General features: G+C 42.1%; 25 protein-coding genes. 13 read left to right on the forward strand and 12 right to left on the reverse strand.

Annotation, left to right across the window (positions count from 1 at the left end):
• Nucleotides 1–16 precede the first annotated feature (16 nt).
• From ACGF63_RS03055 to manX, 3 genes are read right to left on the reverse strand one after another with little or no spacing between them, the layout of a single operon-like run.
• Nucleotides 17–883 carry a PTS mannose transporter subunit IID gene (locus ACGF63_RS03055; protein ID WP_036849404.1) on the reverse strand — a complete coding sequence of 289 codons (867 nt, stop codon included), beginning with the start codon at nucleotides 881–883 and terminating at the stop codon, nucleotides 17–19.
• Between the two features lie 13 nt (nucleotides 884–896).
• Nucleotides 897–1,697 (reverse strand): PTS mannose/fructose/sorbose transporter subunit IIC, encoded by an 801-nt coding sequence (locus tag ACGF63_RS03060; protein ID WP_152961813.1) that lies wholly within the window; start codon nucleotides 1,695–1,697, stop codon nucleotides 897–899.
• A gap of 58 nt (nucleotides 1,698–1,755) precedes the next feature.
• Nucleotides 1,756–2,736, reverse strand: a complete 981-nt coding sequence (manX, locus tag ACGF63_RS03065) for a PTS mannose transporter subunit IIAB (protein ID WP_036849407.1) — start codon at nucleotides 2,734–2,736, stop codon at nucleotides 1,756–1,758.
• 806 nt (nucleotides 2,737–3,542) lie between these two features.
• On the opposite strand from manX, the gene ACGF63_RS03070 reads away from it, so the two are divergent.
• Nucleotides 3,543–5,828 (forward strand): amidase, encoded by a 2,286-nt coding sequence (locus ACGF63_RS03070; RefSeq protein WP_203448904.1) that lies wholly within the window; start codon nucleotides 3,543–3,545, stop codon nucleotides 5,826–5,828.
• A 336-nt stretch (nucleotides 5,829–6,164) separates the two neighbouring features.
• Here ACGF63_RS03070 and ACGF63_RS03075 read toward each other — a convergent pair whose 3' ends face one another.
• From ACGF63_RS03075 to pabB, 3 genes are all read right to left on the reverse strand, one after another.
• Nucleotides 6,165–7,529 carry an L-serine ammonia-lyase gene (locus tag ACGF63_RS03075; protein WP_036849409.1) on the reverse strand — a complete coding sequence of 455 codons (1,365 nt, stop codon included), beginning with the start codon at nucleotides 7,527–7,529 and terminating at the stop codon, nucleotides 6,165–6,167.
• Nucleotides 7,530–7,699: 170 nt separating this feature from the next.
• Nucleotides 7,700–8,263: a CoA pyrophosphatase gene (locus ACGF63_RS03080; protein WP_152961815.1), complete on the reverse strand. Its 564-nt coding sequence runs from the start codon at nucleotides 8,261–8,263 to the stop codon at nucleotides 7,700–7,702.
• Nucleotides 8,260–9,630, reverse strand: coding sequence for an aminodeoxychorismate synthase component 1 (gene pabB / locus ACGF63_RS03085; RefSeq protein ID WP_152961817.1), 1,371 nt, complete (start codon nucleotides 9,628–9,630; stop codon nucleotides 8,260–8,262). The genes ACGF63_RS03080 and pabB overlap by 4 nt, the downstream gene beginning before the upstream one ends.
• Before the next feature lie 142 nt (nucleotides 9,631–9,772).
• Between pabB and ACGF63_RS03090 the strand changes: the two genes are divergently transcribed.
• The 3 genes from ACGF63_RS03090 (at nucleotide 9,773) to pip (ending at nucleotide 11,462) form a co-directional block, all read left to right on the forward strand.
• A complete protein-coding gene (locus ACGF63_RS03090) occupies nucleotides 9,773–9,952 on the forward strand; it encodes a YoaH family protein (RefSeq protein ID WP_152961818.1) in 180 nt (59 codons plus the stop codon).
• Nucleotides 9,953–10,059: 107 nt separating this feature from the next.
• A complete protein-coding gene (gene yebF, locus ACGF63_RS03095) occupies nucleotides 10,060–10,434 on the forward strand; it encodes a protein YebF (RefSeq protein ID WP_152961820.1) in 375 nt (124 codons plus the stop codon).
• A 74-nt stretch (nucleotides 10,435–10,508) separates the two neighbouring features.
• Nucleotides 10,509–11,462, forward strand: a complete 954-nt coding sequence (pip, locus tag ACGF63_RS03100; protein WP_152961822.1) for a prolyl aminopeptidase — start codon at nucleotides 10,509–10,511, stop codon at nucleotides 11,460–11,462.
• A gap of 49 nt (nucleotides 11,463–11,511) precedes the next feature.
• Here pip and ACGF63_RS03105 read toward each other — a convergent pair whose 3' ends face one another.
• Nucleotides 11,512–11,742, reverse strand: coding sequence for a DNA polymerase III subunit theta (locus ACGF63_RS03105; protein WP_036849419.1), 231 nt, complete (start codon nucleotides 11,740–11,742; stop codon nucleotides 11,512–11,514).
• 328 nt (nucleotides 11,743–12,070) lie between these two features.
• Between ACGF63_RS03105 and ftnA the strand changes: the two genes are divergently transcribed.
• The 4 genes from ftnA to ACGF63_RS03125 all read left to right on the forward strand — a co-directional run bounded on the left by ftnA (nucleotide 12,071) and on the right by ACGF63_RS03125 (nucleotide 14,558).
• Nucleotides 12,071–12,574, forward strand: coding sequence for a non-heme ferritin (ftnA, locus tag ACGF63_RS03110; protein ID WP_036849422.1), 504 nt, complete (start codon nucleotides 12,071–12,073; stop codon nucleotides 12,572–12,574).
• A 195-nt stretch (nucleotides 12,575–12,769) separates the two neighbouring features.
• Nucleotides 12,770–13,156 (forward strand): CopC domain-containing protein YobA, encoded by a 387-nt coding sequence (gene yobA / locus ACGF63_RS03115; protein ID WP_036849423.1) that lies wholly within the window; start codon nucleotides 12,770–12,772, stop codon nucleotides 13,154–13,156.
• 2 nt (nucleotides 13,157–13,158) lie between these two features.
• Nucleotides 13,159–14,052, forward strand: a complete 894-nt coding sequence (copD, locus tag ACGF63_RS03120; RefSeq protein WP_036849425.1) for a copper homeostasis membrane protein CopD — start codon at nucleotides 13,159–13,161, stop codon at nucleotides 14,050–14,052.
• A 164-nt stretch (nucleotides 14,053–14,216) separates the two neighbouring features.
• The gene (locus ACGF63_RS03125) at nucleotides 14,217–14,558 is read left to right on the forward strand and encodes a YebY family protein (protein WP_036849613.1); all 342 of its coding nucleotides are present in this window, start codon (nucleotides 14,217–14,219) and stop codon (nucleotides 14,556–14,558) included.
• A 202-nt stretch (nucleotides 14,559–14,760) separates the two neighbouring features.
• Here ACGF63_RS03125 and ACGF63_RS03130 read toward each other — a convergent pair whose 3' ends face one another.
• Nucleotides 14,761–15,003: a DUF1480 family protein gene (locus tag ACGF63_RS03130; RefSeq protein WP_036849427.1), complete on the reverse strand. Its 243-nt coding sequence runs from the start codon at nucleotides 15,001–15,003 to the stop codon at nucleotides 14,761–14,763.
• A 666-nt stretch (nucleotides 15,004–15,669) separates the two neighbouring features.
• On the opposite strand from ACGF63_RS03130, the gene ACGF63_RS03135 reads away from it, so the two are divergent.
• The 4 genes from ACGF63_RS03135 (at nucleotide 15,670) to htpX (ending at nucleotide 20,267) form a co-directional block, all read left to right on the forward strand.
• Nucleotides 15,670–16,167, forward strand: a complete 498-nt coding sequence (locus tag ACGF63_RS03135) for a GAF domain-containing protein (RefSeq protein ID WP_036849429.1) — start codon at nucleotides 15,670–15,672, stop codon at nucleotides 16,165–16,167.
• Between the two features lie 95 nt (nucleotides 16,168–16,262).
• Nucleotides 16,263–16,964 carry an RNA chaperone ProQ gene (proQ, locus tag ACGF63_RS03140; protein WP_132351720.1) on the forward strand — a complete coding sequence of 234 codons (702 nt, stop codon included), beginning with the start codon at nucleotides 16,263–16,265 and terminating at the stop codon, nucleotides 16,962–16,964.
• A 19-nt stretch (nucleotides 16,965–16,983) separates the two neighbouring features.
• The gene (prc, locus tag ACGF63_RS03145; protein ID WP_036849434.1) at nucleotides 16,984–19,035 is read left to right on the forward strand and encodes a carboxy terminal-processing peptidase; all 2,052 of its coding nucleotides are present in this window, start codon (nucleotides 16,984–16,986) and stop codon (nucleotides 19,033–19,035) included.
• 344 nt (nucleotides 19,036–19,379) lie between these two features.
• Nucleotides 19,380–20,267, forward strand: a complete 888-nt coding sequence (htpX, locus tag ACGF63_RS03150; RefSeq protein WP_036849435.1) for a protease HtpX — start codon at nucleotides 19,380–19,382, stop codon at nucleotides 20,265–20,267.
• Between the two features lie 72 nt (nucleotides 20,268–20,339).
• Here htpX and ACGF63_RS03155 read toward each other — a convergent pair whose 3' ends face one another.
• The 3 genes from ACGF63_RS03155 to hxpB form a co-directional block, all read right to left on the reverse strand.
• Nucleotides 20,340–21,731 carry an L-cystine transporter gene (locus ACGF63_RS03155; protein WP_036849436.1) on the reverse strand — a complete coding sequence of 464 codons (1,392 nt, stop codon included), beginning with the start codon at nucleotides 21,729–21,731 and terminating at the stop codon, nucleotides 20,340–20,342.
• A gap of 207 nt (nucleotides 21,732–21,938) precedes the next feature.
• Entirely contained in the window at nucleotides 21,939–22,487 is a 549-nt protein-coding gene (locus ACGF63_RS03160) for a metal-dependent hydrolase (protein WP_387628726.1), read from the reverse strand.
• 223 nt (nucleotides 22,488–22,710) lie between these two features.
• Nucleotides 22,711–23,376, reverse strand: coding sequence for a hexitol phosphatase HxpB (hxpB, locus tag ACGF63_RS03165; RefSeq protein WP_387628728.1), 666 nt, complete (start codon nucleotides 23,374–23,376; stop codon nucleotides 22,711–22,713).
• Between the two features lie 183 nt (nucleotides 23,377–23,559).
• Here hxpB and ACGF63_RS03170 point away from each other — a divergent pair, with 183 nt between their 5' ends.
• Nucleotides 23,560–24,102, forward strand: a complete 543-nt coding sequence (locus ACGF63_RS03170; protein WP_036849441.1) for a YniB family protein — start codon at nucleotides 23,560–23,562, stop codon at nucleotides 24,100–24,102.
• Nucleotides 24,103–24,156: 54 nt separating this feature from the next.
• On the opposite strand, the gene ACGF63_RS03175 is transcribed toward ACGF63_RS03170, so the two are convergent.
• Nucleotides 24,157–25,014, reverse strand: a complete 858-nt coding sequence (locus ACGF63_RS03175; protein ID WP_036849443.1) for a fructosamine kinase family protein — start codon at nucleotides 25,012–25,014, stop codon at nucleotides 24,157–24,159.
• Nucleotides 25,015–25,070: the final 56 nt, after the last annotated feature.

The raw sequence follows: 25,070 nt of genomic DNA on the forward strand, positions 1-25,070 counted from the left end.
CTCCCCGAATGATTAATTATAGACCGAGGAAACCAAATCTGGCACCAATAATCCCCAGAATAAAGAAGCCAATAATAATCCACAGGGCATTGACTTTATTCCGTAATAGCCACATACAGGCAAATGTCAGTAAAAGTGGGACCAGGCCCGGCATCAACTGATCGAGGATATTCTGAACTGTGGTTATTGTATTTTCACCTGTTTGCTGGTTAGGAATTTCTGATACAACCAGCGGGATATTGACTTTCGTCCATTTATTCACTAACGCTCCCATGACAAACAGGCCAAGAATTGACGCCCCTTCCGTCATTTTTTGCAGGAAACCACCACCCATATCCTGAACGATATCAATCCCTTTCTTATAGCCATAAGAGATACCTGAATAAAGAACCAACAGGCGTACCAGGTTAAACAAGAAGAAGAACAGCACAGGCCCAAGCCAGCTGCCACTCATGGCGAGACCTGCACCCAGAGCAGCAAACACCGGCCGGACTGTGCCCCAGAAAATCGGGTCACCAACACCAGCCAGTGGCCCCATCAAACCAACTTTGATACCGTTGATGGCACCATCATCAATCGGAGCACCGTTAGCGCGCTGTTCCTCCATTGCCATCGTGACACCCAATACAGGCGCAACGACGTAAGGGTGAGTGTTAAAGAATTCCAGGTGGCGTTTAATTGCTTGTTTACGCTCATCGGTATTTTCCGGATACAGGCGACGAAGAGCCGGAACCATAGAGAAACAGAAACCCAGAGCCTGCATACGTTCAAAGTTCCATGAACCCTGAAATACATTAGAACGGAGAAATACACCGCGGATGTCACTTGGTGTCAGTTTCTTCTGGTCTGCTGTCTGAGCTGTCGTTTTTGTTGTATCTAACATATTGCTCATCCTCTTAGTCTAATTCGTTATCAAGGTGGTTATTGGCTTGTCCAGGGGCAGCTACCACCTGAGGTTTGTTATATTTGGGGCTTAACTGGATGTACAGTACGGCCATAACAATACCAATAACACCTAATGCAACCAGGTTGAAGTTAGTGAATGCCGCTGTAACGAAGCCCAGGTAGAAGAATGGCATCAGGTAGCCGGCACGCATCATATTGATGACCATTGCGTAACCAACAACCACGATCATACCCCCCGCGATGTTCAGGCCATCTGTGACTACTTTAGGGATAGATGCGAGTAATTGCTGGACTTCATTGGTGCCAACAGATAATGCGACAATCAGGGCCGGGATGGCGATACGCATAGCCTGGAGCAGTAATGCGGATAAATGGATAAAGCTGATTGCACGAAGGTTACCACGTTCTGCTGCTTTGTCAGCGGCATGTTGGAAGGCAACAGTGATAGTACGTACAATGATGGTCAGCACTTGTCCTGCGGCTGCCAGAGGAATAGCCAGGGCGATACCTTCACCGATATCACGGCCACCAGCAATGACCAGAATAGTTGAGATGATTGATGCTAAGGCAGCATCCGGGGCAATTGCAGCACCGATATTCATCCAGCCAAGCGCAATCATTTCTAGTGTGCCGCCGATAATGATACCGGTTGTCATATCACCAAGAATGATCCCAATTAAGGTACAGGCCACGAGTGGGCGATGGAATTGAAATTCATCAAGAATGGAATCCATTCCGACTATACAAGCTACGATGAATATCAATGCAATTTGAACAACGGTAATTTCCATTGTTTGTCTCCTATAACCAAATTAAATTTGGTAAGAAATTTTTGTCATTGAGTAATAGTTAAATTGCTCTGGTTTGTTTTTCGTTTTTAACCTTCTGGAGCAGATCCATCATTTGCAGACGGCTGTCACTGGCAACTTTACGGGCTTCGAGCTCAATGCCACGTTCATCCAATTTTTTGAAGGCCGCAATATCGGTTTCATCAACGGATATCGCGTTGTTAATCTGAGTTTTTCCCTGACGGAATGCCATGCCACCGATGTTTATAGATGTGATGTCAACACCATCCTCGACCAGACGTAAAACATCTGTTGGATTTGTAAATAGCAACATAACACGCTCGTTAGCGTATTTGGGGTTGTTATAAACGCGAACACATTTGGCAACGTCAACAACGTGAGCACTGAGTCCCGGTGGAGCAACCTGTTTTAGCAGGGTGGCGCGGACAGTATCGGCAGCAACTTCATCACTGACGACAATGATCCGTTTGACATTGGTTTCTTTTGTCCAACGAGTCGCAACCTGACCATGAATAAGACGGTCATCAATCCGGGCCAGGGCTATTTTCATATGACCACCCGCTGAGGGGGTAGATGAAGGTATAGTAGGCGCTACCGGTTTAGCAGGTTCGGCTTTTTGGGGCTCTTCCGTTTTCAGGGCCCGAATACCTTCTTTTCCTGTTTCCAGAGCAACAGAAACCAGTTCTGTCAGAGATGGGCCGTCATCCCGGCACATAAAGGTTTCAACCAACATCGGAACGTTAACCCCGGTGATGATCTCATAATTTTCTTTATCTACAGCGATACGGTTAGCTGCATTGAATGGACTTCCTCCCCATGTATCAACAAGGAACAGCACACCTTGTTCTGTGTTAAGTGCTGCAAGTTTACTGTTGTATTTTTCAAATAAAGTGTCGGCATTTTCACCAGGAACGAAGTCAATATAAGAAACATTTTCCTGTTCCCCGATTAACATCTCTGCGGTACGAAGCAGTTGTTCTGCCGCAGCGCCATGTGTGCCAATCATAATGGCTATACTCACCTGTTTTCCCCTCTGTTAACAATATAAACGTAGGATTATTACAAAGTTATTCCAATAATTTTGATGAATCATTCCTCCAATAAAAAGCATGTTTGTACGAATAATAACCTTTTATCAATGTGATACCTGAATATTTGACTTGATTTAGACTTTATCTCTTATTGACTGAAAAAATAGGCTGCTAGATTACCATCAGAAATACCTGAGGAAAATTGCTGTCAGTCAGAAAAAATGAAATAGATGAAAATATTAACCACAAAACAATTTAATAAGCTAAATATTGTGAAATTAATTTATAATTATCTTAAATACTAATATTTGTGGTTATTTATTCTGTTTCCGGTGACATCTTATTAATTAAAATTTAAAAATATATTCATCTTTTTCGATCGAAAAGTGATCATTGTGGGTTTTGGCTAAAAAATATCCCTACCTCAAGGTAGGGATATCAGATTATTGACAAAGTGCTGGTTTTTTACCCGGCACTTTGCTTTCATTAAACATATTAATCCCAAGACCGTGGCTAAATGGAAAAAATGGGCATCAGTAAATGGGGTCCGACTGGGTAACCGCAGGTTAAAAATGCCTGTGATGTATTATTTCAAATGCAGTTACATCACAAGCTTTACCTTTCACACTGGGATCTGGCACGCAAATACAGCACATTGTGCCAGCCGAGCTTTCTCAGGTATGTGTCCTTAGCAAAAGAAGCTAACTAATGGTTATATAAATTAAAATAAACATAACTTATTTGTCTATTAAAAAATTAACGGATCCTTACGTTCACCCATTATTGGAGGTTAATTATGGAGTTAGAAAGTATAACTGCCGTTCAATCAGGTCGACCTATTACATGTCATGCATGGTTGTTCTGGTTAAGGAAGTTCACCGGGAGCATATCCAACAGCGTACTAGTAGTGATGGGCTCATTATTCATGAGCGTGGTATTCATGCCAACTGCTGATGCATCCAACACGCGGGTTTTTTCGTTGCAAGAAGCAACCATCAAACAGATGCAGCAAGCGATGGAGGCTGGTGCGTTGTCGAGTGTCGAATTGACGACAATGTACCTGAACCGAGTATATGCCTATGATCTCAATGGTATAAAACTGAACTCCATTCCTGTCTTAAATCCAAGCGTGCTTGAGGAGGCTGCGGAGGCAGACCGTCTGCGGTCTGAGGGCATTATACTCGGACCTCTTCACGGGATCCCTTACACTGTTAAGGATAGCTATATGGTTGCTGGTCTCACCGTAGCTGCGGGATCGCCCGCCTTCAAAAAGCTGATGGCAAAAGATGATGCTTTCATGGTTAAAAAGATTCGGGAGTCTGGTGGAGTACTCATCGGAAAGACAAACATGCCTCCGATGGCAGCCGGTGGCATGCAGCGAGGTGTTTATGGTCGTGCGGAAAGTCCCTACAACGCCGACTATCTTACGGCCGCATGGTCTTCCGGTTCATCGAACGGTTCGGCGACTGCAACGGCTGCAAATTTTGCGGCCTTCGGTATGGGGGAGGAAACTGTGTCGTCTGGTCGTTCACCTGCGTCTAATAATGCTCTGGTGGCCTATACTCCTTCACGTGGATTGATCTCAATCCGAGGCAATTGGCCTCTGTACCCTATACGTGATGTGGTTGTCCCGCATACACGTACTGTTGAGGATATGCTTCAAGTCCTGGATGTGGTAGTGGTTGATGATCCGATCACAGAGGGAGACCTCTGGCGTCATCAGAAGGTTGTCAAACTACCTGCTGTGACTTCAGCACGCCCTAAAACCTATCTTGAACTCAGGGACACAAATTCGCTGAAGGGACGAAGAGTTGGCGTTCCAAAGATGTACATTGGCAAAGATTTTGGTGGAAGTGATCCCGTTCGCGTCAGGCCGTCTATCATTGAACTTTGGGATAAGGCTGCTGTAGACCTTCGTGCGCTTGGTGCTGACGTGATTGAAATCGATTTCCCACTCCAGAATAATTATGAGGGGGACCGTGTAGGTACTAGAACGATGGAAGAGCGCGGACTTATTCCGCTCGACTGGATGGAATTGGAGTTTAACTACATAAATTCCTATGTGGCGGAAGAGTTCCTTAAGAGTGTAGGAGACCCGAATTTCCCTTCTTGGACTAATATCGACCCGGCGACAGTATTTCCGAGCCCGCCAGGATCCGTCGATGCGTGTCGCGGATTTAATCAAAATTCAGATTATAAATTGCTCATCGATACAATCAAAGCTGGGGTCCAGCCCATAGAGAAACTACCGGGTTTTACGACTATGATCCGCGGCCTCGAAGAAACGCGAAAGATAGACCTTGAGAACTGGATGAAGGCGGAGAAGCTTGATCTCATTGTTTTTCCCGCAAACGGCAACATCGGTAAAGCTAACGCAGATGTCAATGATGTCTCGTACGACGAAGCATTGCAGAACGGTAACTTTTACTCGAACACCAACTATGTTCTCCGTCACTTGGGCATCCCAAGTGTTTCAGTGAGCATGGGGACCATGAAGGACACGGGTATTCCTGTTAACTTAACATTCATTGGACCAGCTTACAGCGACAACGATCTTCTTCGGTACGCATACGCTTATGAATTCGCCACCAATAACAGAACCATAGCAACCCGGGTTCCCCCATTGGCCGACGAAATACTGGACTACTCAGACGGAAAAACAGTACCACCGGTGCAACGTACAGATAAGCTGCCCCCGGCGTTAGTATTGAATGCATCTCTTGCTGGTACTACGCTTACAATTTCTGGTACGGCGAAGGACATAAGTAAAATTGCGACAACGCGTGTTTATGTTAATGGGATAAAGATACCATTTGATGGCGATTTGGTTAACTGGCAGGCGAAAGTTGACACCAAAAAATACTACAACATCAAAGCATTAGCTGCAAAAGCACTTTTCGTGGTTGTTATTTCTAAAGACGAATATGGTAATACGGCCGTGGCAACGAAAAGTATCAAGTTGCCGGTAAGCGAGAATAAAGCGGCAGTACAGATCGGCGACTGGACTACGCCATCATCTGTATGTCCGTCAGCAGTCATACCTGCGTGTATACCTGGCGACGCCCCACAACATATTGGTTAAACAGGCGGATAATTGACTTTTGGTTCTTGGACATAAGGGACTTTTTATGGCTTATAGTTATCTGCTAGTGTCGTGGGGGTCCTCGGCCCACTTCTAGCTGCTGGGCACCAACTGCTTCAGGGTGGTCACATTGTTCGCGTAATTGCGGCTGCATCACTCCAAGAGGAAATTAATGCCGTTGAGTATTGTTCCGACAGGTTAGTACCTGTTGCGATGCTTTCTCCTCATATCGCAATCAGGCCGATTCCTGGGATACCGCCTATCATCCCTACCCTAAGGTAGGGATATTTTGATGGCAGAAGGATTTACTGATCAAAAAACAGGTTATTTATTTGATTAATCACACTGAACTTTAATCGCCAGACCACCACGGGATGTTTCACGATATTTAGCGTTCATGTCTTTGCCTGTTTCGTACATAGTTTCAATGACTTTATCGAGAGAAACACGTGGTTCACTGGTACGACGCAAAGCCATGCGGGAAGAGTTGATTGCTTTTACTGAAGCAATGGCATTTCGTTCAATACAAGGCACCTGTACCTGGCCTGCAACCGGGTCACAGGTAAGGCCGAGATTATGTTCCATGCCGATTTCAGCGGCAATACAGACCTGTTCAGCACTACCACCAAGCAGTTCAGCAAGGCCAGCTGCTGCCATTGAACAGGCAACACCCACTTCCCCTTGGCAACCCACTTCAGCTCCAGATATAGAGGCGTTCATTTTATACAGAATGCCGATAGCGCCGGATGCCAGGAAATAGCGGATATACAGCTCTGGTGTTACAGGCTCAATGCAATGGTTGTAATAAGCGAGTACGGCAGGAACAATGCCACAAGCGCCATTGGTTGGTGCGGTAACAACACGCCCACCCGCGGCATTTTCTTCATTGACTGCCAAGGCGAACATGTTCACCAGATCCACGACATTCATTGGATCATTAGACAGGTTGTTTGATGAGGTCAGCATACGATGTAATGCCGCTGCACGGCGTGGTACACGCAATGGGCCAGGCAAAACGCCTTCTGTGTTCAGACCACGCTCAATACAAGCCTGCATGGTATCCCAGACATCAGCAAAATAAGCGTTAATTTCTTCTTTACTGTGGAGATCCAGTTCGTTTTTCATCATCAAACCGGAGATAGATAGCCCGGTTTTATTACAATTCATCAGCAGTTCTTTTGCTGAATTGAATGGATATGAAACAGGTTTGATATCCTGAGAGGGTTTACCAAAATGCTCTTCATCAACAATAAAACCACCACCAATTGAGTAGTAGGTTTTGCTATAAACTTCTTTGTCTCCCGCGAATGCATGAATTTGCATACCGTTTTCATGTAACGATAGGTTATCACTACGGAAAACCATGCCGCTGTCACGTGGGAAATCGACTTCATGTAAGCCATTGGCCAGCTTAATACGCTGAGTTTGCTCTACATCACGAATAAAACCGGGGATTGAATCAATATCAACGGTCGCTGGCAAATTACCTGCCAGGCCCATGATAATGGCTATATCCGTATGATGACCTTTGCCGGTTAATGAGAGTGAGCCGTAAACATCAACGGCTACACGCGTGATAGAAGGCATTAAGCCCTGGTTTACCAGATCGTCGACAAACTGTTTGCCGGCTTTCATCGGGCCAACTGTATGAGAACTAGATGGGCCAATACCGACCTTAAACATGTCGAAAACGCTAATCACGCCAGACTCCTTAAAAAAGATAGAGATATAGTTATATATATTGGGGTACGCTACTTTACTGTGATTTAGTAGTGTTGATAAGTGAGTTTACAGTTTTTTTTGAATTATGATAGCAACTGTGACAAAAATGGATGAAAAAAACACAGGGTGATTATTTCTCATGATTTGGATCAAACCTGAACCTGTTGAGCTAATTGATAAATGATAGCCGCTGTCAGGCCCCAGATAAGTCGCCCCTGATACCAGTGAAAATAGATGCGATATTGCTGACCACGGCGGTTAACATCAAGATAATGATAACTTGAAAGAGAAAGCGCTTCAGATAAAGGGATTTCGAATATACTGGAAACTTCTGTCGGGTTGCTGTGGAAAGACAACTCTGGGGGTAATAACCCAACAATGGGTGTCACCAGATAACCGCTCATGCTGTCTAAGGGCATGAGTTGCCCCAAAACTTTAACTTTCTGATGGGGGATGTTGACTTCTTCTGCTGCTTCCCGCAGTGCTGTAGCAATGATTGATTTGTCTTCGGGATCTGCAACCCCACCGGGAAAGGCTACTTGACCGGCGTGTGATCGTAATGTGGTGGCGCGCTGGGTCAGTAATAGCGTTGGTTTCGGCTTGCAGATGATCGGTAATAACACCGCAGCATGGCGGGTGTTATTTGCAAGCCGTTTAGGGGGTGATGGAATCTGTAACTGAAATCTGTTAATGAAATCAGATAATGGCATCATATCGATTTTATTTTTCCCAGTTGCGGTAAAATATGATTCAACTTATCAAATGTTTCCTGATACTCGTTTTCAGCAATACTGTCGGCAACAATTCCGCCACCTGCCCAGCAATATATTTTTTCTTTCTCGGTCAAGAGGGTACGAATAGTAATATTACTGTCCATCGTGCCACAAAAGCTAATATAGCCAATTGAACCACAATATCCATGCCGGCGATGAGGCTCAAGCTCTTCTATTATTTCCATTGCTCTGATTTTAGGAGCACCGGTAATAGAACCGCCTGGAAAACAGGCGCGCAGTAAGTCCGTGGCATGTTGTTCATTTGGTAGTACTGCGGTAATTGTGCTGACCAGATGGTGAACGGCAGGGAATGGTTCAACGACAAATAATTCAGGAACTTTAACTGATCCCGGTGTGGCTACCCGGCCAATATCATTACGTAATAAGTCGACAATCATCAGGTTTTCGGCCCGGTCTTTTTTTGATGCCGCCAGTTTTTCAGCTTGTAATGTATCCTTTTCTGCGTCGTTTAAGCGCGGTAATGTTCCTTTGATTGGCCGAGTCTGAATTTGCTTATTTTCCAGGAGTAGGAAGCGTTCAGGAGAGACACTAATGACACTGTTTTCTGGTAAACGAATAAAGGCAGAAAAAGGTGCGCGATTGCTCTTATTCAGTTTGATGAATGCTTGCCATTCATCTCCCCGGTAATCAGCGCAAAATCGCTGTGCCAGATTGACTTGATAACAATCGCCGTCTAATAGATAGTCATGAATACAGCTAATCTTTTCATTATATTGCTCTGTACTCATATTTGACTGCCATTCGCTGGTCAGTGTAAAAGCCGTTTTTGGCGAAGCCTGGTGGGATATAAGCCAGTTCAGGCGTGTATCAGCATCACTGTAGCTAAATAGAGTCACCTCTTTTTTATGATGATCAACAATCAGCGCCCAGTCATAAATACCTATTGCCATATCTGGAAATGACAACTCATTTTTGGCTTGTGACGGTAATTTTTCGATACAACGTCCAAGATCATATCCCCAGAGACCCAGTGCACCACCCTGAAATGGCAAATCAGGATCAAACTTTGCTGTAATATTTAACTTTTCCAGTTGTTTTTTTAGCAGATAGAAGGGATCTTCCTCAGTAATATAAGTATCACCACGTTCATTTATTACGGTTGATTTTTCATGACTGAGCAGGGTTATTAATGGTTCTGCAACCAGAATATCAAACCGGTTATGGGGATGGTTTGCAGAACCAGAATGGAGCAGCATTGCCCAAGGCTGGTTTGAAATCGGCGCGAAATAGTTGATGGCTGCGTCTGATTGATAAGGTAATTGTCGTTTTTGCAGTGAAGTACTCATTATGGTGTTGGTTTTAACCGTTGTAATGCAAGAGTTGGCATTGATTTTCATCCCCAGAGATTAACATAGAAATCCACTCCTTACCTGAGATAAAAATCGCTATACTCTTCGGCGTCGATCAGTTTATTTAGAGGTTATTATCATGTTTTCAAGTATGCCAACCTTATCTCATCAGGAACAGCAACTGGCAGTGGAGAAAATTCAGCAATTAATGGCTGAGGGAATGAGCAGTGGAGAAGCCATTGGGTTGGTTGCTCAAGAGCTTCGTGAACAGCATCGCACAAAAGGGCAGGTTAATGTGATGTTTGATGATGAGAAATGAACATAATTAAATTATTTATTTAACAATAATCACACATTTATTTCACCTGGCATGTTAGGTTAGCTCCATATTTAATCTCTTATTTTGAGATATTAACAGGAGGTAGTATGAAAGCATGTCATATCATGAATAGTGTTGGCCTATCAGGCACTGCACTTTTGCTCGCTGTCTCATTTGCAGCATCTGCTGTGTCAGAGAGCAAACGTGTTGATAAATTTGTCTCTTGCGATAATTTAACAAAATCGCAAATTGCCGCTCAGGTAAAACGTGATTTTCTGCAAAATCGTATCAACCGTTGGTCAGAAGATAAAAAGCAGTTGGGGACATCTACACCTGTGGCGTGGGTAAATGAGGAAAATATCACTGGTGATAAAGCTATATTAAAAATTCCCCTTACTGTTCGTGGTTCTAAGCGTGACAAAGATTACCGTGTTGTTGTTGATTGTCAGCAAAATACGATTAGCTATAGTGAATTGAAATAACATTTTCTGATAGTTATTTCCAACCCGTCATTAGATGGACACCAGATTTGGTGTTAGCCAGTAAAGGAAATGTTATGTCAGAATTGAAAAAATTATATCCGGCCTGTGAAGCTTACCGTTCTGGTTATTTGGACACAGGTGATGGTCACCAAATCTATTGGGAATTATGTGGTAATCCTAACGGTAAGCCTGCGGTATTTATTCATGGCGGACCGGGCGGTGGTATTGCCTGTTATCATCGTCGGCTATTTGACCTTAAGAAATATCATGTCATGTTATTTGATCAGCGTGGCTGTGGGCGCTCAAAACCTCATGCCAGTCTGGAAAATAATACCACCTGGCATTTAGTTGAAGACATTGAGTGCTTGCGTCAATTAATGGGGGTGGAAAAATGGCTGGTATTTGGGGGCTCCTGGGGTTCTACTTTATCTTTAGTTTACGCCCAGACTCACCCCCAGCGAGTTTCTGAATTAATTCTTCGGGGAATTTTCTTGCTGAGGCCGCAGGAGTTGCACTGGTATTATCAGGATGGCGCTTCTAATTTTTTCCCCGACAAATGGCAACGCACGATATCTATTTTGTCGGAGGAAGAGCGAAGGGATATTATCGGAGCATATAATAAACGGCTGACCAGTGATGATCGTCAGGTTCAATTAGAAGCAGCTCGCCTCTGGAGTTTATGGGAAGGAGAGACGGTAACATTGCTTCCTTCAGATAGCGTAGAATCTTTTGCAGAAGATGAGTTTGCCTTGGCGTTTGCCCGAATTGAGAACCACTATTTTATCAATGAGGGTTTTATGAATGACGATCAGCAACTGTTGAATAACATTGATGTTATAAGGGATATTCCGGCAGTCATCATTCATGGTCGATATGATATGGCTTGCCGGGTGCAGAATGCCTGGGATCTGGCACAAGCATGGCCGGAAGCAGAGTTACACATCATTGAAGGTGCAGGACACTCATTTGATGAGCCGGGTATTTTACATCATCTGATTAGTGCAACGGATAAATTTGCAGAGCAATAATTTGGTATAACCACCGGTTATCCGGTGGTTGTCAATTCTTAATAGATGATCAGCGGCCTTTCGGCTCATAAGGTAAACGGGAAAATTGTTTGGATAACTGGCGATAATGCACCAAACGTTGTTGAAAATACTCCCTAAGGTGTGTGGGTTGTTCCTGTTCGACTGTGTCAGGAAATATTGGCATATTGTAACGCTCTTTAAAAGCCACCCCCGATGCCGCCAAATCAACATTTACTTTATCCATACTCTCTGTAGAAAGCCCGGCCAGATTATGTCCCATAAGTGTCTCGCTGAATTGAAACTCTAATTCACAAAAAGATAAAGTTAATCCAGACTCGGTTTTCTGGCAAGGGCTGAATTGATTATTTTATAAATATAAATAATATTCATTATCATTAAATATAAAAATTTCTTAGCGAATGTTATTTTGTAAATAAAATTCATTTCCATTTAGATATATTAAATGAGATTCATTTCTGTTTGTGTTTTTTGAAAATATATTTTTATTTCAATGCCATACGCATATTTAATTTATTTTTGCTTATTGGGTTTTATTATTTTAATATAATTGGCATAATACAGGTAAATTAATAACTGGAGTGCCTATTATGTTAAATCAAGAAATGGTTAATAAATTAAATGAGCAGATGAATCTGGAGTTCTATTCTGCGAATTTATATCTGCAAATGAGTGCATGGTGCAGTGATAAAGGGTTAGCAGGTGCCGCCGCGTTTTTTAAATCACACTCTCAGGAAGAAATGCAGCATATGCATCGCTTGTTTGATTATTTGAGTGATACTGGTGCGATGCCACGTTTGGGGCAGATTGATGCGCCTTCGACTGATTATGAATCCATCTCCCATGTACTTAAGAGAACTTATGAGCATGAGAAATTCATTACTGCTGAAATTAATAAACTCGCCCATTTGGCGATAACGGCGCAGGATTATTCTACTTTTAACTTCCTGCAATGGTATGTAGCAGAACAGCACGAAGAAGAGAAATTGTTCAAATCTATCCTTGATAAACTGGATATGGTTGGCGAGGATGGTAAGGCGCTCTTCTTCCTGGATAAGGATCTGAAAGCTCTGGCTGCTGCAAATCCTGTCTGACTAAATGGGATGAATTAACCGCAGTAGTCGACAATAGTTTTAGATATTTAAGGCTAATACTGCGGTTTTCCTTTATTTTTGCGCGATAGTTCACAAGACGAAATTCTCATTGTAAGTTATCGCGGATAAAATAATCCTTTTGATATAAGATGATATCAATTTATAGAAATTCATCTGAAAATTAAGAGGTCATTTATGGCTATCAGCAAAATTCACTCTTTTTGCCGAAAGTTATCTGCTTTAGTTGTCCTTTTTGTCGGCATGTCTTGCCAACAAGCTTTGGCCCATGCGCATTTAACAGAACAAATTCCAGCAGAAGATACGACAGTAGAAAATACACCACAGGTAATTACTTTGAGTTTTTCAGAAGGTATTGAGCTGAATTTCAGTAAAGTAAAAGTGACTGGCCCGGAAAATAAACTTATAAAAACGGGTAAACTGAAGCTTGATCCGGCAACCAATACAAAACTTATTCTTCCTGTCGAAGATAAGCTAGTGGCGGGTAAATATGATGTTGACTGGAGAGTAGTCTCTGTTGATGGGCATAAAACTAAAGGCGTTTATAGCTTTACAGTTAAGTAATTATGTCTCTGGCCGCGCTGTATATCCTTTGTCGCTTCACTCATTTCGTGGCAGTCATGTTGATGTTTGGTCTCAGCATATTTACTGCCATGCTGGTTCCTGATCGTTTATCTGTTCTGATTGATGCCCGTCTCCGTTTGGGGGTAATTATCAGCACGATTGGGGCACTCATAACGGCAATTGGCTGGTTGGCGATGCAAGCGGGGATAATGGGGGATGGCTGGCAAGATACTTATAATCTGGAAATCTGGCTAGCAGTACTGGGAACAACTTTTGGCAGAGTTTGGCAATGGCAAATACTGGTTTCAATAGTTGCTATAGGGTTATTGTTTATCAATAACCAAAAAACCAGAAATGTTACGATGTTAATTATCTCTGCCATTTTACTGTCTTGTCATGCTCTTATCGGCCATTCAGTAATACATGATGGGATGACAGGTGTTTTTCATCAGATTAATCAGGTCATTCACTTATTGAGTGTTGGATATTGGTTTGGTGGATTATGGCCGTTTTTGTTGTGCCTGCAACTTTTGCGTATAAAAAATGAATTGGCTGTAGGGCTGGATAAACAGATTATGATTTCTATGATGCGTTTTTCCACGTATGGTCATATTGCAGTAATTCTTATTATTGTTACAGGCACCATAAGTAGCTTGATTTTGCTCCCTGATTGGCCGGAATATAGTGGCAGTGAATATCAATCAATGCTATGGCTAAAGATAGCGCTGGTGGCGGGTATGGTGGTGCTTGCATTAATGAATCGCTATATTCTGGTTCCTAAATTGAGGCAACCCGGCCGCTATCAATTGTTAGTTATCAATAGTTGGGTTGAAATTATGCTTGGAGCACTGGCTTTATTATGTGTTGCTGTTTTTGCTACTTACCAGCCGGTTTGATTTTCTTAATTCATCCCCCTGTTTCGGTGGGGGCTATTGGTGCAGTCTGTTTCTGACAATAGAATATAGCGAGAATACGGACTGCGTGCAGGAATCGGAGTGTATAGGTAGTGCGTGAGAATGAATCTGCTTTTTTCGTTCTTATATCTACATTGGTAACTATTATGAAACGTTTATTTTTATTGCTTCCCTTGTTTTCTTTCTCTTTTCAAAGTGTTGCTGCGCCTATTGAAACGGTGAGTAAGCTACAGTTTGGTGATAAATGGGCATTTACACGGGAAGAAGTGATGTTGGATTGCAGAGCAAATCGGGCTCTGTTTGTGATTAATCCAAGTACGTTAGTGCAATACCCATTGAATGATATAGCCACAGAGATGATGAGAATAGGGAAGGTGAATGCGAAGTCTTTGGATATTATTCTATTGAATGATAGCAAAAATCCGACTCAAAAAATGAGTATAGAGCTATTCCAGCAAGCAGCTTTAGCATTGTGTGATAAAAAATAATGCCATTGAGTTAAGCGGTAGCATGATGTTTGGCTATTTATTATCCAAAAAATTGGTAAAATGCCATATGTCAGCTACGCTTTAAACTGTAAGTTGTTTACGTCTCAATGACACTTTTAGCGCACGGCTCTTTAAGAGCCATTTTCCCTAGGCCGAGTAGAGGAGTCAACTCGGCCTTTTTTTGTCAAAAGTTTTTTGGACATCAGACCACCCTCATAACCCATGCATGTTTTTGTCTATCGTAATGTTTTCTGTATAGCAGAATGTGCTTATCGTCTAGTAAGGCGGGAATACTGGTATGTTCATCCCACCCATCCAGTTGCATACAAAGCTCGTGGTCAGAATTACAAGGAATGCTAATGGTAGTGTCATCTTCTTCGGTAGATGAAGACAGAATTGCATCATCAATTTCGTAGCTGGAAATTCTTAACTTTGTCTGATTCATGATGGTTCCTTAGCTTTTAGTTAACAGGTACGACCAGTAAGGCCATCATTTGAGAATAGATCAAATGACTGAAATTGCCAGTAATAATATTTTCCGTGCTGTATTATCGGTAGATGATATTGCTGTTATAATTATCTGTTCTAAAACTTAGTCTCGTCATATTGCTTTTTTCATCTTCGCTATTCTTTGACCTTTTCCACATTTAGTAGGAAATATTTATTTGGTGTGGTCGTAGGAGCTGAAAGTGTTAACGATAAAGTGGTAGTGCAATAATTCTACGGATAAATTGTTTGAATGTTTTGTTTTTTACTTCATGAAGCGTTAACTCTAAAATGAAAGAAACTAATGATTGGTACGGTTATCAGATAATTGATCTTTATAATTGCGGAATAATTCAGTCTGATTTTTATTGCGTAAGGGCATTGAGGTGCTTACAGTGAATCATATTCATACTGGCTACACTTTTGATAATGTTTTGGTAAGAGGTGTGATATCTCACTAGCCTTTACCTATGCTCAATAAATATAATAAAGAATATCTTATTAAAGACAGTAAAAAATTTACGTCAGTGTGACAGGCTGTTAACCTTATTGTTATGGGCATTTGATATTTTTTTGATACAAAAAAATAGAGATGCATTTTGTAAATTTCATCGGATAGGTCAATATGAATAAAAATGAGTTCTATCGGGAGCTTGCAGCGGACTTAAAAGCTCTGTTGTCTGGTGAGTTTGACTTAATAGCGACGTTCGCTAATGCCAGCGCATTGTTGTATGAACGCTTGCATGACGTTAACTGGGTCGGTTTTTACCTGATTGATGGTGATACGTTGGTTCTGGGACCATTTCAGGGAAAAGTTGCCTGTGTGAGAATACCTGTTGGCAAGGGGGTATGTGGAACTGCTGTATCAGAAAAGCGTATTCAGCGTGTTGATGATGTTCATGCATTCCCCGGTCATATTGCTTGTGATGCTGCCAGTAACGCTGAAATTGTGTTGCCATTAATCGTAAACGATAGAATCATTGGTGTATTGGATATTGATAGCACGATTCTTAATAGATTCGACGAAAAAGACGAATTTGGCTTACAAACCCTTATTGATGGGCTTTGTGCTCATTTAGAACAGTGCGTTGTGCCGAAATATGTTGAACTGAATGTAACTTAACATATGGATAACGTGGCATTTATCAGCAACGCTATTATAATGACGCCAGTTCATGCCTATGCTGGTTGGCAAAACCGTTGTAATCAGGAAATTTCATGGAAAATCAACCTAAGTTGAATAGTAGTAAAGAAATTATTGTTTTTTTAGCTGAGCGTTTCCCGCTCTGTTTCGTAGCCGAAGGTGAAGCTCGTCCTTTAAAGATCGGTATTTTTCAGGATATCGTTGAACGTATCCAGGACGAAGAGTGTTTAAGTAAAACACAATTGCGCTCTGCCTTGCGTCTGTATACATCAAGTTGGCGTTATCTGTATGGTGTTAAAGAGGGCGCGCAGCGTGTTGACCTTGATGGTAATTCATGCGGTGAACTGGAGGCGGAACACATTGAGCACGCTCTCCAGCAACTGACTGAAGCCAAAGCACGGGTTCAGGCACAGCGTGCTGAGCAAAGAGCTAAAAAACGTGAAGCTGAAAATGCGGCTGCCGGTGAAAAAAATGAACGGCCTGTAGCCAAAAAGCCAGCTCCTCGTCGTCGTGCCAACAATACTGAAGGGGAAAAACGGCAGCCACGCCAACAAAATCGTCCTCAGCAGGCACGTAAACCGGCGGCTAAACCTGCTCAACCTGCACCGACTCAGATCGCCGATGTTTCATCGCTGAAAATTGGACAGGAAATTAAAGTAAGAGTGGGTAAAAGCTCGATGGATGCTTCTGTGCTTGAAATCGCCAAAGACGGTGTACGGGTACAATTGCCTTCCGGTTTAGCGATGATTGTACGCGCAGAACACTTACAGTTCTGATACGGAGGCCAACCTGGGCATGAACACATTCGTCAGACTGGCTTTTGTCTTAGGCGTTTCAATTTTTGGTATTTGTTATGCAAATACAAACAGTCCAGTGGTTGTTCCTGTTCGTATTGAGCAACTGCCTGTATTGAAGCAAGAGCCTCAGCACTCAACAGTGAGCGAGCGGGTAACATCCCGCTTCACTCGCTCTCATTATCGTCAATTTGATTTAAATGGTGATTTTTCAGCAAAAATATTTGACCGCTACCTTAATATACTGGACTACAGTCATAACATATTACTGGCGTCAGATGTAGCTCAGTATGCTGATAGGAAAAAGTTGTTAGGCAAGGAATTGGAAAGCGGGAATCTGGAAATCCCGTATGACCTGTTTAATTTGCTGCAAAAACGCCGCTTTGAGCGATATCAGTATGCTTTATCTCGTCTTGAACAGCCAATGAATTTTGGTGGTAATGACACAATTGATGTTGATCGTTCCAAAGCCCCTTGGCCGCAGAATATCGAAGAGTTAAATAAACTTTGGGATGCTAAAATTAAATATGATTGGCTCAATCTCAAACTCACCGGTAAAGACGATAAAGAAATTAAACAAGTGCTGACCAAGCGCTATCAGTCTGCGTTAAAACGCCTGACACAAAGTCAGAGTGAAGATGTTTTCCAATTGATTATGACGGCGTTTGCCCGTGAAATCGATCCTCATACCAATTATCTTTCACCACGCAATACTGAACAGTTTAACTCAGAGATGAGTCTTTCCCTGGAGGGAATTGGTGCTGTTTTACAGATAGATGATGATTATACCGTCATAAATTCTATGGTTGCCGGTGGACCTGCCGCCAAAAGCAAAGCGTTAAAAGTGGGTGATAAGATTATCGGTGTCGCTCAGTCAGGGAAATCCATGGTGGATATTATTGGCTGGCGTCTGGATGATGTGGTTGCACTGATTAAAGGCCCTAAAGGCAGTAAAGTACGGCTTGAGGTTATTTCTGATACCAAAGGGGCAAAACCACGTACTATCACTTTGACTCGTGAACAGATCCGTCTGGAAGATCGGGCAGTGAAGATGTCAGTCAAGACAATTGGTAAGGAAAAAGTGGGCGTTCTTGATATCCCAGGTTTTTACGTTGGCTTGACTGATAATGTTAAAACTCAATTGCAAAAACTGACTAAACAGCATGTCAGTGCTGTTGTTATTGACCTGCGTAGTAATGGTGGTGGTGCGCTGACAGAAGCGGTTTCTTTGTCTGGCCTGTTTCTCCCAAGTGGCCCGGTTGTGCAAGTCAGGGATAATAACGGGAAAATCCGCCAGGATTCCGATACTGATGAGATGGTGTACTACAAAGGGCCTTTGGTTGTTCTGGTAGACCGGTTTAGTGCTTCTGCTTCTGAGATTTTTGCCGCAGCAATGCAGGATTATGGGCGGGCGCTGATTGTTGGTGAGCCAACGTTTGGTAAAGGTACGGTTCAGCAATATCGTTCTTTGAGTCGTATTTACGATCAAATGATGCGTCCTGATTGGCCATCACTGGGTTCTGTTCAGTATACGATTCAGAAATTCTATCGTGTGAATGGTGGTAGTACCCAGCGTAAAGGTGTTACACCTGATATTGTGATGCCAACGGGGATTGATCCGGCGGAAACAGGAGAAAGTTTTGAAGATAATGCTTTGCCTTGGGATAGCGTTCCTCCTGCCCGTTATACGGGGTCTAAAGTTATTGCAGGGTTAGTTCCGCCGTTGAATGTGGCTCATAGTGCCCGCATCGCGGATGATCCAGAGTTCAAATATATCAATGAGGACATTGCGCACTATAAGGCAATGAAAGAGCATAAGAACATTGTTTCTCTTAACTATGCACAAAGAGAGAAAGAGAACAAAGAAGATGATGCTTTAAAACTGAACCGGATTAATGATCGCTTTAAACGCGAGGGTAAAAAATTGTTAACTTCACTGGATGATTTACCTAAAGATTATCAGGGTCCGGATCCTTATCTTGATGAATCAGTGAAAATTGCACTTGATTTATCCCATCAACCTGCTGAGAAAGTGTTAGCTAAATCTAAGTAGAGTCATTTTTAAATAGCTCGTTAACGATGTCTAATACCGTTCACTTGAGATGTTTTGAGTGAACGGTGTATTGGGTTTTTAGTCTCTGCATAAACGGCGCTTTTTGAAGTGTTCTCCCTTTTTCAGGAAGGATGAACTGTTTCACATTTTCTCTGTGTTACCGGGTATCAGAGTATTTTGCTTAACCAATTGGTGTTAGGCTGATACCGGTTTTTTTATAATTTTGTAAAGTTGTGTTGATTTTATCGCTTGAAGAGTTCAAAGCCTTGAATATAGCAAGAACAGCCTTATTTATAGATTAACTCTGAAAGTGCATTGATTATTAATAAAGGAAGCCGGTTTTTATGATGCGAATTGCTTTGTTCCTCCTCACTAACCTTGCTGTTATGTTGGTGTTCGGGATAATACTTTCTCTGACAGGAATTCAGGGAAGTAGCGTACAAGGTTTAATGATTATGGCTGGTCTGTTCGGTTTCGGTGGGTCGTTTATTTCCCTGCTGATGTCCAAATGGATGGCTTTGCGTTCTGTTGGTGGTCAGGTCATAGAGCAGCCAGCAAATGAAGTTGAACATTGGTTAGTTGAAACTGTTCGCCGTCAGGCGGAGCAGGTCAATATTACGATGCCACAGGTTGCTATTTATGCTGCACCTGACATTAATGCTTTTGCTACCGGAGCTCGTCGTAATGCTTCTCTGGTCGCTGTTAGTACTGGTCTGTTGGATAATATGAGCAGGGCAGAAGCGGAAGCCGTTATTGCCCATGAGATTAGCCATATCGCTAACGGTGATATGGTGACGATGACTTTGCTGCAAGGGATAGTCAATACCTTCGTTATCTTCATCTCCCGTTTGCTGGCTCAGGTTGTATCAGGTTTTCTGTCTGGTAACAATAGTGAAGAAGAGGGTAACTCTTCTGGTAACCCGATCGTTTACATGGTTGTTTCAATGGTGCTGGAAATCGTATTCGGTATTCTGGCAAGTATTATTACGATGTGGTTCTCCCGTTACCGCGAATTCCATGCAGATGCAGGTTCTGCTAAGTTGGTAGGTCGTGAGAAGATGATTGCTGCTTTACAGCGTCTGAAAACCAGTTATGAGCCGCAGGAAGAAGGCAGTATGATGGCATTCTGTATTAATGGTAAATCCAAGACGTTCAGTGAGCTGTTTCTGTCTCACCCACCATTAGACAAACGTATTGAAGCTCTGCGTAGTGGGCAGTACCTGAATAAATAATATTGAGAATAAAATAAAAAAGCCGAAGAATGATGTATTCCTCGGCTTTTTTTATGATTTTTGAAATTCAAATCATAGCTGATTTAATTCAACTTCATCTTCCTGATTGAAGGTGGTTTTATCAGTTTGCCCCATTAACTGGCTGGTAATTGTACCGGCGGTCATTGAACCACTCACATTCAGCGCAGTACGGCCCATATCAATAAGAGGCTCAACAGAAATCAACAGTGCAATTAGCGTTACAGGTAATCCCATTGCAGGTAAGACAATCAGTGCGGCAAATGTAGCACCGCCACCCACACCAGCAACGCCTGCGGAGCTGATAGTCACAATACCAACCAGTGTTGCAATCCATACAGGATCAAATGGGTTTATGCCTACTGTCGGCGCAACCATGACTGCCAGCATGGCAGGATAAATCCCGGCGCAACCATTCTGACCAATTGTTGAGCCGAAAGATGCTGAGAAACTGGCGATAGATTCCGGTACACCGATACGGCGTGTCTGGGTTTCAACATTCAGTGGGATACTGGCTGCACTTGAACGGCTAGTGAATGCAAAGGTCAATACCGGCCAGATTTTTTTGAAAAATTTAAGTGGATTGATACCGGTGAGAGAGAGCAGAAACCCGTGAGCAACAAACACCAGCGCTAGTGCAATGTAGGATGCGATAACAAAGCTGCCCAGTTTCGCAATTTCGTGGATATTAGAGTTGGCGACAACTTTGGTCATCAGAGCCATAACACCGTATGGCGTCAGGCGCATAACCAGGCGAACCAGTTTCATTGCCCATGCTTGCATAATATCGATAGCGGCTAATACACGTTCACCACGTTCGCGGTCATCTTTCAGCATTTGTAGTGCAGCAATCCCCAGGAAGGTCGCAAAAATAACAACACTGATAACAGATGTTGGATTGGCGCCGGCTAAATCAGCAAATGGGTTTTTAGGAATAAAAGATAAAATTAACTGCGGCACAGACAAATCAGAGATTTTGCCTATGTAGTTGTTTTCGATAGCCGACAGGCGTGCTGTTTCTTGAGTTCCTTGCACCAGACCTTCAGCAGTCAGGCCGAATAGGTTAGTAATAATGATACCGATCAGCGCTGCGATCATCGTAGTGAACAGCAGGCTGCCGATGGTTAGAAAACTGATTTTTCCCAGAGAAGATGCTTTATGCAATCTGGCAACAGCGCTTAGAATAGAGGCAAATACCAGCGGCATAATCACCATTTGCAGAAGTTGTACATAGCCGTTACCTACAATATTGAACCATGAGATTGATTCTTTCAGTATGGTATTATCAGCTCCATAAGTCAGTTGTAGCGCCAGACCAAAAATAACGCCAATGGCGAGGCCAAAAAGAACCTTTTTTGACAGACTCCATTGGTGTGAGCTGGCTTTTGACAATAGCAAAAGCAGTGCTGCGAAAACGAGCACATTTAGAATTAATGGTAAGTTCATCCACAAACTCCAGATTTTAATTATTGAGGGAGTTAAGCTGTATTAATCGAGTTAAGTTATAAACTTATACCCTACAGCAAGTAATTGAGAATATGGTACCAGCTAAGGTTATCGGCTCTTATAATTAAATCGAATTTGATATAATCATCATGGCAATTAAGAGTGATTTTTATGCGATTATAACATTGAAAATATTTTCAAAGGTTATTAAAAATACAGTTTTTTGATGTAATCTATAAAAATAAGTATAGAGTATTCAATATGTTCTGGCAGAAAAACGGCAATGACAACCAGCAAGGCAGAAATAAACCTTTCTGCTTTCTTATTTCCTTGTTTGCCAAGTACAGGCAGGCGGAAACGTGTCTTTATTGGCCATAATAACGGTACACCAGCGGGAGTCAGCATATCCGCTACCAGATGACTTAGATAACCAATAATCATGGCATGGAAAAAATCGGTTGGTACAGGCCACTCTTCTGGTATTTTGAGCCAAAGTAAAGCGATACCTAATGCAAGAGCAAGTAAACTGTGAGTGAATCCTCTGTGACCACATAGTTTGGCAATTGGAATTGAGATAAATCTGAATAATCTCCCCAGGGTTGAATTTGGGTGATCTATATCTGGTAACAATGCAGTAAGCAGCACGCCTGGTAGCATATGCAACCAGTCACCATTGGCTATTTCTGGTGTTATTTCAAGTTTGTGCGCCATAATAATACTGGCAACTGAAAATAAAAGATGCCCTTCTGCGGTCATAAATTCCTCTGACTGATAACTGTCTATCCATACAGTTGGCGAAGTATAGTGGGTTTTATGCGGGTAAGATAGGGGGTGAAAAGCAAAAATATCTTATTTATTAATATATAACGTTAATATTTAATTGGATTTTCATTTGACAGAATAAGGAATAAACGCTACGGCGGCTATGTGAGCAATTAGAAACGGCCATTTAAACAGATAATGGCAGCTAAAGTTATGGTCAGATGATATCTGTTACACTTAATTGTTCAAGTGAGCGTAGTTTAATATCTGCTAATATCCAACGTAGATCATCGAAATAATGGGCTGTTGGCACAATGATTGAACACATTCTTGCTGCTTTTGTCGCTATCATTCCATTAAATGAATCTTCCAGAGTCACACAACTTATCGGGGAAACACTCAGTTGTTCAGCAGCGCGCAAATAAACTTCGGGATGGGGTTTACTGTGGGGTAATTTGGCAGCAGAAACGACAGTATTAAAATAATGACTCAAGTTGAACATCTCAAGTACTTGTTCCAGCATATATTGTGGAGAAGCTGAGGCCAGACCGATTTTCAATCCTTGTTCACGGCAAAGGTTTAAAGAATATTCAGCACCTGGGAGCAGGGGATGGTTTTCTTTTACCTGTTTGATTACATAATTTGTAATCCGCTGTTCCACTTCTGATTTTGATGCACCTTGCCACGGAGAAGCTTGGTACCATAGCTCCACAACATGGTCAATACGCAACCCAAGAGTGTCTGGTAGTTTCTTTGCCAAAGATAAATCCAGACCTAATTCACTGAATACTTCTTTTTCTCCTTGGATCCAATATGGTTCAGAGTCAATCAGTAAACCGTCCATATCAAAAATGGCCGCTTTTATTGGTAAATGAAAAGACATGAGTATCTCCCACTGGTCAGACAGTTAGCGAAAGCTGATTGTCGCAATCTCGGCAGATGAAATCTTTTTCTTGTGGGGAACAGGGTAAGAAATGCTTAGTTAATTAAATATAAAGTTAAATTTAATGGTTGATGGGCTATGATTAGCCAAAAATAGAATCTATTTACTGCTATGAGGGGTATCATGACTTACCAAAAAGCCGGATACATCGCTATTATTAAGCGAGTTTTAGGTTGGATGATTTTTATTCCGGCACTCTTATCGACCATCGTTTCTGTGATCAATCTTGCCTGGCTACAGGGTATTAAAGGTGATGGCATTAATGCTGTTTTAGATGATTTTCTGAAAATGATGGCCGAAATGGTGCGCTTTAATACGCCATTTTTGGAATTCTTTTGGAAAAATTCACCAATTCCCGTTCGTTTGTCTGGTTTCACTGGAGAAAATATGAGTTTTCTGATTATTTATTTTCTTATTTTTGTCGGTCTTGCTATGAATGCATCAGGTCAACGTATGTATAGACAAGTGAAATTTGTACGCGAAAATATTGAAGATCAATTGATTATTGAAAAAGTCAAAGATAATGGTGGCCTGACAAGAGAACAGATTGAATCAAGAATCAAACTTCCGCCCCATACATTGTTTAGTCAGATTTATATTTTATATGTTTCACCGGTAATTATCGGTGCAATTTTTTATTTTCTACTGGGAATTTTAGGCTGGTAAATCTTCTGGTTGTGATGGCTGCGGAATGAAGTGTTTCCGCAGCCAGTTGCTTCTTCATTGCATAATATCATCAATAATATCTTGAGCCGTAATAAAATTATCACCACCAAACAGATTACAACGGTTAAGCAAATAATAGAGCTGATATACAGGTTGTCGATCAATAAAATTGGCAGGCAGTGGCCACACACTCTGATAACCATCAAAAATTTGCATTGGTAAATCAGGGTATAACGGCAGCATAGCAAAATCACACTCACGATCTCCCCAATAACAAGCAGGATCGAAAGCAACGGCGTGATCATCCAGAGAAGCGCAATTAGCAGGCCAGAGATCGCCATGTAAGAGAGAGGGCTGTGGTTGGTGATGTTGAAGTTTGTTACTTATGACCCGAACAATATTATCAATATCACCAAATATCATGCCTTTTTCTGCTGCAATCTGTAATTGCCAACCAATTCGTTTCTCTGCATAAAACTGATGCCAGCGTCGTTGCCAACCATTTGGTTGTGGTGTTGTTGCCAGCATATTGTCAAAATCAAAGCCGAATTGGGGTTGCTCACTCCACTGATGAAGTTTTGCCAATTGTTGACCGAAACAATAAGCATTATGTGGGTTAAAAGATTTTAAAGGCAGAAATTCAAGTAACAGAAAACTGTAGTCTCGATCACAGCCAACACCATAAACAGCTGGGACACGAATAGTTTGACTGCGTGCCAGTAGTTCAAGTTGTTCAGATTCTGCTTTGAAGACAGGGAGCATTTCCTTCAGATTTGATTTGACAAAAACTTGCCGCTCGCCATGAATGACTTGCCAGGCTTGATGAATATCGCCTCCAGTTAACGCAGTTTTATCGTGAATCTCGGCAGCACCGAAATATTCATTTAGCAAACGATTTACTGCCTGCCACATGGTTCACCTCTCTAAATCGTCAATCACTTTAATGAACAATTATAGTCAGAGAAAAT

The organism is Photorhabdus sp. RM322S, assembly GCF_042879395.1.
GTDB lineage: Bacteria > Pseudomonadota > Gammaproteobacteria > Enterobacterales > Enterobacteriaceae > Photorhabdus > Photorhabdus khanii.

Excerpts from the sequence above, each read along its gene's own strand:
- ACGF63_RS03055 (WP_036849404.1), bottom strand. The coding sequence starts at position 883 with ATGTTAGATACAACAAAAACGACAGCTCAGACAGCAGACCAGAAGAAA.
- ACGF63_RS03060 (WP_152961813.1), bottom strand. The coding sequence starts at position 1,697 with ATGGAAATTACCGTTGTTCAAATTGCATTGATATTCATCGTAGCTTGT.
- ACGF63_RS03070 (WP_203448904.1), top strand. The coding sequence starts at position 3,543 with ATGGAGTTAGAAAGTATAACTGCCGTTCAATCAGGTCGACCTATTACA.
- ACGF63_RS03080 (WP_152961815.1), bottom strand. The coding sequence starts at position 8,263 with ATGATGCCATTATCTGATTTCATTAACAGATTTCAGTTACAGATTCCA.
- pabB (WP_152961817.1), bottom strand. The coding sequence starts at position 9,630 with ATGAGTACTTCACTGCAAAAACGACAATTACCTTATCAATCAGACGCA.
- ACGF63_RS03090 (WP_152961818.1), top strand. The coding sequence starts at position 9,773 with ATGTTTTCAAGTATGCCAACCTTATCTCATCAGGAACAGCAACTGGCA.
- yebF (WP_152961820.1), top strand. The coding sequence starts at position 10,060 with ATGAAAGCATGTCATATCATGAATAGTGTTGGCCTATCAGGCACTGCA.
- pip (WP_152961822.1), top strand. The coding sequence starts at position 10,509 with ATGTCAGAATTGAAAAAATTATATCCGGCCTGTGAAGCTTACCGTTCT.
- ACGF63_RS03105 (WP_036849419.1), bottom strand. The coding sequence starts at position 11,742 with ATGGGACATAATCTGGCCGGGCTTTCTACAGAGAGTATGGATAAAGTA.
- ftnA (WP_036849422.1), top strand. The coding sequence starts at position 12,071 with ATGTTAAATCAAGAAATGGTTAATAAATTAAATGAGCAGATGAATCTG.
- yobA (WP_036849423.1), top strand. The coding sequence starts at position 12,770 with ATGGCTATCAGCAAAATTCACTCTTTTTGCCGAAAGTTATCTGCTTTA.
- copD (WP_036849425.1), top strand. The coding sequence starts at position 13,159 with ATGTCTCTGGCCGCGCTGTATATCCTTTGTCGCTTCACTCATTTCGTG.
- ACGF63_RS03125 (WP_036849613.1), top strand. The coding sequence starts at position 14,217 with ATGAAACGTTTATTTTTATTGCTTCCCTTGTTTTCTTTCTCTTTTCAA.
- ACGF63_RS03130 (WP_036849427.1), bottom strand. The coding sequence starts at position 15,003 with ATGAATCAGACAAAGTTAAGAATTTCCAGCTACGAAATTGATGATGCA.
- ACGF63_RS03135 (WP_036849429.1), top strand. The coding sequence starts at position 15,670 with ATGAATAAAAATGAGTTCTATCGGGAGCTTGCAGCGGACTTAAAAGCT.
- proQ (WP_132351720.1), top strand. The coding sequence starts at position 16,263 with ATGGAAAATCAACCTAAGTTGAATAGTAGTAAAGAAATTATTGTTTTT.
- prc (WP_036849434.1), top strand. The coding sequence starts at position 16,984 with ATGAACACATTCGTCAGACTGGCTTTTGTCTTAGGCGTTTCAATTTTT.
- htpX (WP_036849435.1), top strand. The coding sequence starts at position 19,380 with ATGATGCGAATTGCTTTGTTCCTCCTCACTAACCTTGCTGTTATGTTG.
- ACGF63_RS03155 (WP_036849436.1), bottom strand. The coding sequence starts at position 21,731 with ATGAACTTACCATTAATTCTAAATGTGCTCGTTTTCGCAGCACTGCTT.
- ACGF63_RS03160 (WP_387628726.1), bottom strand. The coding sequence starts at position 22,487 with ATGACCGCAGAAGGGCATCTTTTATTTTCAGTTGCCAGTATTATTATG.
- hxpB (WP_387628728.1), bottom strand. The coding sequence starts at position 23,376 with ATGTCTTTTCATTTACCAATAAAAGCGGCCATTTTTGATATGGACGGT.
- ACGF63_RS03170 (WP_036849441.1), top strand. The coding sequence starts at position 23,560 with ATGACTTACCAAAAAGCCGGATACATCGCTATTATTAAGCGAGTTTTA.
- ACGF63_RS03175 (WP_036849443.1), bottom strand. The coding sequence starts at position 25,014 with ATGTGGCAGGCAGTAAATCGTTTGCTAAATGAATATTTCGGTGCTGCC.